This window comes from Azospirillum sp. B506, assembly GCF_000333595.1.
GTDB lineage: Bacteria > Pseudomonadota > Alphaproteobacteria > Azospirillales > Azospirillaceae > Azospirillum.
Map to the genome: position 1 here is coordinate 1 of NZ_BADK01000606.1, position 5,720 is coordinate 5,720.

Sequence of the window (5,720 nt, forward strand, 5' to 3'; positions counted from 1 at the left end):
AAAATGTGGTCGATTCTGATCGCGCTATCGCGGCTATGAATCATGGTCCGTGGACAATGATATACGCGCCCGGAAATCTGGGCAAACGTACAACCAGCTGCCCTTCCTTGCAGACCGACCTCCGCAAAGCGGGAGCAATGTGTGTCGAATATCAGTCTGTGTCAGAGCACGGGGTGGTCACATGGCGCAAAACGGATGACATTCGGGCATTCTGCCGCAAAATGATCGAGGAATTCTGCGAAGGCCGCCATGGTGGCCATCGTCACGCGGCGGAGTAGGCGGGCGCAGGATTCTCGTGGCGCTAGACTCCCACCTGTCCTCCCCCGCCCAGCGGGGGAGGGTTAGGGTGGGGGCGTCGTCGGCCGACGCCTTCTCAACATGCCAAATCTACGCCGACACCAGCGGCGATAACCCGTTCTGGATCGCCCATACCGCCGCCTGTGTGCGGTTCTGCGCGTTGATCTTCCGCATCACATTCTTGAAATGCATCTTCACCGTCGATTCGGTGATGTGCAGATTGCGGGCGATGGCCTTGTTCGACTGGCCGGCCAGCAGGCAGCGCAGAATCTGCACCTCGCGCTTCGACAGGTCGCCGCTGGGTGGTATGGCGATGTGGGGCGGGCTGTGCTGCGGGCGTTCGTTGGCGGCGGCCATCAGCAGGCCGGCGACATGGGTGGGATAGACCACCTCGCCCAGCATCACCAGCCGAAGTGAGCGCAGCAGGCTCTCGCTCGACATGCTCTTGTTCAGATAAGCGTCGGCACCGGCCTTCAGCGACTGTGACAGGCTGCGGTCGGCAATGGTATCGGCCAGCACGGCGATCCGGGCGGAGGTACCGTCGCGCAGCCGCCGGATGCCGGCAATCTCCTCCGGCATGCCGTCCTGGAGTGCCAGCACGATCAGGTCGGGTTCCTCGCCGTCGGCAATCAGGTCGAGCGCGTCGTCGGCGCTGGCCGCGTGGGCGCTGACCCGGAAGGGACCGCCGCCGATCAGCGTCGCCAGAGCCGCCGAAAACAGCCGGTCATGGTCAACCAGCATCACATTCCATATCGTCATCGATCATCCTCCGCTGAGCCGTCCTTCGCCGGACGGCGGCGATCCCCCCCTTTTGCTCCGCGCCTGAAGATCCAGGAAAAGGACCGGACCGGTCGGCCCGGGCCGCGCGGACTCCGAACATAGAAAATTAGAACAATATTGTTCGGAACAGCGGGCTTTACGCTTCATGCCGGGATGATTTATACGGTTCATTAACCAACAGCGCAAGGTGAGACCAGGAAAGTCACAGCCAATAGATCGGAATTGGCGGGAAAATGAACGCAGATCCATTCATTCGATATTTAGGGGTAGCTGCGCCATGGAGCGGCGCGAATGAACCGCTTTCCCATTGGGGTTTTTTGGTGTTCTTGGCCCTATTGAGGAGCGGTCCGCTGAGAATAAGGGGACACGATGGAGTTCGAGCTTCAAGCGCGCGATGGTTCGCGTAGCGCGGGCAATCCCACGCGGATTTTTCTGGTGGTCGACGAGCAGCCGATGGTCCGCCATGGCTTCGCGCTGTCCATCGGCGAGATCTGCCCCGGGACGCGCGTGCTGGAGGCCGGGTCGTTGGATGAAGCGCTGACCATCGGCCGGCAGACTCCCGAACTGGCCCTGGTCCTGTACGATCCGGGGCCGCCGCGGGGGGACGAGGATGATGCGGGCGGCGGCGCCATCGCCGGGCTGCGCCAGCTGAAGGAAACGCTGGGCGACGTGCCGGTCCTGATCCTGACCAATTCGGACGAGGTGGCCGACATCGTCGACAGCGTCCGCATGGGCGCCCGCGGCTATGTGCTGAAGACCAGCCCCCCGGAGGTGCTGGAGCATGCCATCTCGCTGGCGCTCAGCGGCGACATCTTCCTGCCGCTGCCGCGCGCGGTGCTGAGCGGGGCGCTGGCAGAGGGACCGCGCGGCAACGAGGACATCCTGCATCGCCTGACCGACCGCCAGCGCGACGTGTTCGAGCTGCTTCTGGCCGGCCACTCCAACAAGGAGATCGCCCGCGGCCTGGGCGTGCTGGAAGGTACGGTGAAGGTGCATGTGCGCGCCATCATGCAGAAGCTGGGCGTGCGCAACCGCACCCAGGTCGCGGTGGTCGCCGCCCGCAACGGCTGCTTCACCGGCGACGGCTGAACAGGTCAAGGCTTCGTCCGCATTGCCTGAACGGCACCGCTTCCGGCAGACTGGCGCCCTTGTGATCCAGTGGGGAGCGGGCGCTTGGTTCAGGTGGCGGTGGCCGGCAGGCCGGAATATTCGACGAGTGGGGAAAAGGCGCGCGAGGAGAAGAAGGTCGCTGTCCATGGCGCCGCGACCGTCCGTTTCGACCATCGCCATGGCGAGACCCGGCTGGCGACGCTTTATCATCATGACCCGCTGCGGGTGCTGATGCCGACGCCGCGTCGCGACGACCTTCCCATCGCGGTGCTCGCCACCACCTCGGGCGGCATGGTCGGTGGCGACCGGCTGGACATCGACCTGTCGGCCGGGCCGGGCGCCAGGGCGCTGATCACCACCCAGGCGGCCGAGAAGGTCTACCGCTCCACCGGCGCCGACTGCCGCATCGACACCAGGCTGGCGGTGGAGGAGGGGGGCTGGCTGGAATGGATGCCGCAGGAAGCCATCGTCTTCGAAGGCTCCCGCCTGCGCCGCCTGACCCGGATCGAGCTGTCCGGCGATGCTCGGGTGGTCGCCGGCGAGATGCTGGTCTTCGGCCGCGCCGCCTTCGGCGAGACCGTCACCCGCGGCCTGATCCGCGATGCCTGGGAGGTCGCCCGCGACGGCCGCCTGGTGTGGGCCGACGCCCTGCATCTGGACGACGACATCGCCGAGGCTCTTGTCCATCCCGCCGGTTTCGGCGGTGCCGCCGCCTGCGCCACCCTGCTGCATGCCGCTCCCGATGCCTCGCGCCATCTCGACGCCGTCCGCGTGCTGGCGGAACCTTTGGAGGGTGCCCGCATCGGCGCCACCGCGCTGGACGGCCTGCTGATCGTCCGCATTCTCGGCGGCGAGGCCCGTGCGGTGCGCCGCGCCTATGCCGCTCTGTGGTCCGGCCTGCGTGCCGAAGCGGCGGGGCTGCCCACCCGTCTGCCGCGGCTGTGGGAGGTCTGACGGCGGCGTTCAAGCCTTGCCGCAAGCACTTTCAATCCCCTACGTCATACGACGCACTTGGCGAGCCGCGCCGGCGTGGCATAATCGCCGACAACGAACAGGGTGGCGAAAGGGCAATCCCCCGATGAACCTGACAGGGCGCGAGAAGGACAAGCTGCTCGTCGCGATGGCGGCGATGGTGGCGCGGCGGCGGCTGGAGCGCGGCATCAAGCTGAACCATCCCGAGGCGGTGGCCCTCATCACCGATTACGTGGTCGAGGGCGCGCGCGACGGCCGCACGGTCGCCGAGCTGATGCGCGACGGCGCCACCGTGCTGACCCGCGATCAGGTGATGGACGGCATCCCCGAGATGATCCACGACATCCAGGTCGAGGCGACCTTCCCCGACGGCACCAAGCTCGTCACCGTCCACCAGCCGATCCGTTGAGGGGGCACCCATGAAACCCGGTGAAATCTTCCCGGCGGCCGGCGAGATCGTGCTGAACGACGGCCGTGAGACCGTCGAACTGGACGTCGCCAATGCCGGCGACCGGCCGATCCAGGTCGGCTCGCACTTCCATTTCTACGAGACCAACAGCGCGCTGACCTTCGACCGCGAGAAGGCGCGCGGCTTCCGGCTGGACATTCCCGCCGGGACGGCGGTGCGCTTCGAGCCCGGCCAGACCCGTCCTGTCAAGCTCGTCGCCTATGGCGGCGACCGGGTGGTGATCGGTTTCAACCGCAAGGTCAACGGCGCCCTCTGACGGGCCGACAGGAAGGGCGAAGAACCATGGCGCACCGCATCGACCGGGCCGAATATGCGGCTCTCTACGGCCCGACCACCGGCGACCGCATCCGGCTGGCCGACACCGACCTGATCGTCGAGGTCGAACGCGACCACACCGTCTATGGCGAAGAGGTGAAGTTCGGCGGCGGCAAGGTGATCCGCGACGGCATGGGGCAGTCCCAGCGTTCGCGCCACCAGGGGGCGGTCGACACCGTCATCACCAATGCGCTGATCATCGACCATTGGGGCATCGTCAAGGCCGACATCGGCATCACCGGCGGGCGCATCGCCGCCATCGGCAAGGCCGGCAACCCCGACATCCAGCCCGGCGTCGACATCATCGTCGGTCCGGGCACCGAGGTGATCGCCGGCGAGGGCAAGATCGTCACCGCCGGCGGCATCGACGCCCATATCCACTTCATCTGCCCGCAGCAGGTGGACGAGGCGCTGAACAGCGGCGTCACCACCATGCTGGGCGGCGGCACCGGCCCGGCCGCCGGCACCTCGGCGACCACCTGCACGCCCGGTCCCTGGCATATGGAGCGGATGCTCCAGGCCGCCGAAGGGCTGCCGATCAACCTGGGCTTTTTCGGCAAGGGCAACACCAGCCGTCCCGACGCGCTGCTGGAGCAGATCGCCGCCGGCGCCTGCGGGCTGAAGCTGCACGAGGATTGGGGCACCACGCCGGACGCCATCGACACCTGCCTGACGGTGGCCGACCAGCTCGACGTCCAGGTGGCGATCCACACTGACACGCTGAACGAATCGGGCTTCGTCGAGGACACCATCGCGGCGTTCAAGGGCCGCACCATCCACACCTTCCACACCGAAGGGGCGGGTGGCGGCCATGCGCCGGACATCATCCGGGTGGCCAGCCTCGCCAATGTGCTGCCCAGCTCGACCAACCCGACGCGGCCCTTCACCATCAACACGGTGGACGAGCATCTCGACATGCTGATGGTGTGCCACCACCTCAGCCCGCGCATCCCCGAGGACGTCGCCTTCGCCGAAAGCCGCATCCGGCGCGAGACCATCGCGGCGGAGGACATCCTGCACGATCTGGGCGTCTTCTCGATGATCTCTTCGGACAGCCAGGCGATGGGCCGGCTGGGCGAGGTGGTGATCCGCACCTGGCAGACCGCGCACAAGATGAAGCTGCAGCGCGGGCGGCTGCCGCAGGAGACCGGCGACAACGACAATTTCCGGGTCAAGCGCTACATCGCCAAATACACCATCAACCCGGCGCTGTCGCACGGCATCGGCCATGTCGTCGGCTCGGTCGAGGTCGGCAAGCTGGCCGATCTGGTGGTGTGGTCGCCGGCCTTCTTCGGCGTGAAGCCGGACATGGTCATCAAGTGCGGCACCATCGCCGCCGCCCTGATGGGCGATCCCAACGCCTCGATCCCGACGCCGCAGCCGGTGCATTACCGGCCGATGTTCGGTGCCTTCGGCCGGGCGATGCAGGCCAGCAGCGTGACCTTCGTCAGCGCCAAGGCGCTGGAACTGGAGGTCGGCCGCCAGCTTGGCCTGCACCGGGAGCTGATCGCCGTCCGGGGCACCCGCAGCGTCGGCAAGAGGGACATGATCCACAACGACGCCACCCCGCACATCGAGGTCGATCCGGAGACCTACGAGGTGCGGGCGGACGGACAGCTGCTGACCTGCGAACCGGCGGACGTCCTGCCGATGGCGCAGCGCTATTTCCTGTTCTGAGCTGCTTTTTTTATCCCCTCTCCCCCCTGGGGAGAGGGTTAGGGTGAGGGGGATGCGCTTCGAGGATTTCTTCGGCTGCGCCGAACCCCCTCATCCCAAC

Annotated in this window: 7 protein-coding genes; 6 read left to right on the plus strand and 1 reads right to left on the minus strand. The window is 66.7% G+C overall.

What is annotated here, in order from left to right; all coding sequences use genetic code 11:
* Window positions 1-278, plus strand: a 278-nt coding sequence (locus I71_RS36130; protein ID WP_199902207.1) for a DJ-1/PfpI family protein, incomplete at its 5' end; no start/stop codon positions are given.
* Window positions 279-387: 109 nt separating this feature from the next.
* On the opposite strand, the gene I71_RS17835 is transcribed toward I71_RS36130, so the two are convergent.
* Complete coding sequence (locus I71_RS17835; RefSeq protein ID WP_042696185.1) at window positions 388-1,056, minus strand: response regulator transcription factor; 669 nt, start codon at window positions 1,054-1,056, stop codon at window positions 388-390.
* 456 nt (window positions 1,057-1,512) lie between these two features.
* On the opposite strand from I71_RS17835, the gene I71_RS17840 reads away from it, so the two are divergent.
* The 5 genes from I71_RS17840 to ureC all read left to right on the plus strand — a co-directional run bounded on the left by I71_RS17840 (window position 1,513) and on the right by ureC (window position 5,620).
* Window positions 1,513-2,166: a response regulator transcription factor gene (locus tag I71_RS17840; RefSeq protein WP_244433903.1), complete on the plus strand. Its 654-nt coding sequence runs from the start codon at window positions 1,513-1,515 to the stop codon at window positions 2,164-2,166.
* 93 nt (window positions 2,167-2,259) lie between these two features.
* Window positions 2,260-3,141, plus strand: coding sequence for an urease accessory protein UreD (locus I71_RS17845; RefSeq protein WP_042696190.1), 882 nt, complete (start codon window positions 2,260-2,262; stop codon window positions 3,139-3,141).
* A gap of 124 nt (window positions 3,142-3,265) precedes the next feature.
* A complete protein-coding gene (locus I71_RS17850; protein ID WP_042696187.1) occupies window positions 3,266-3,568 on the plus strand; it encodes an urease subunit gamma in 303 nt (100 codons plus the stop codon).
* Between the two features lie 10 nt (window positions 3,569-3,578).
* A complete protein-coding gene (locus tag I71_RS17855) occupies window positions 3,579-3,884 on the plus strand; it encodes an urease subunit beta (protein WP_042696188.1) in 306 nt (101 codons plus the stop codon).
* A 26-nt stretch (window positions 3,885-3,910) separates the two neighbouring features.
* The gene (gene ureC, locus I71_RS17860; RefSeq protein WP_042696189.1) at window positions 3,911-5,620 is read left to right on the plus strand and encodes an urease subunit alpha; all 1,710 of its coding nucleotides are present in this window, start codon (window positions 3,911-3,913) and stop codon (window positions 5,618-5,620) included.
* Window positions 5,621-5,720: the final 100 nt, after the last annotated feature.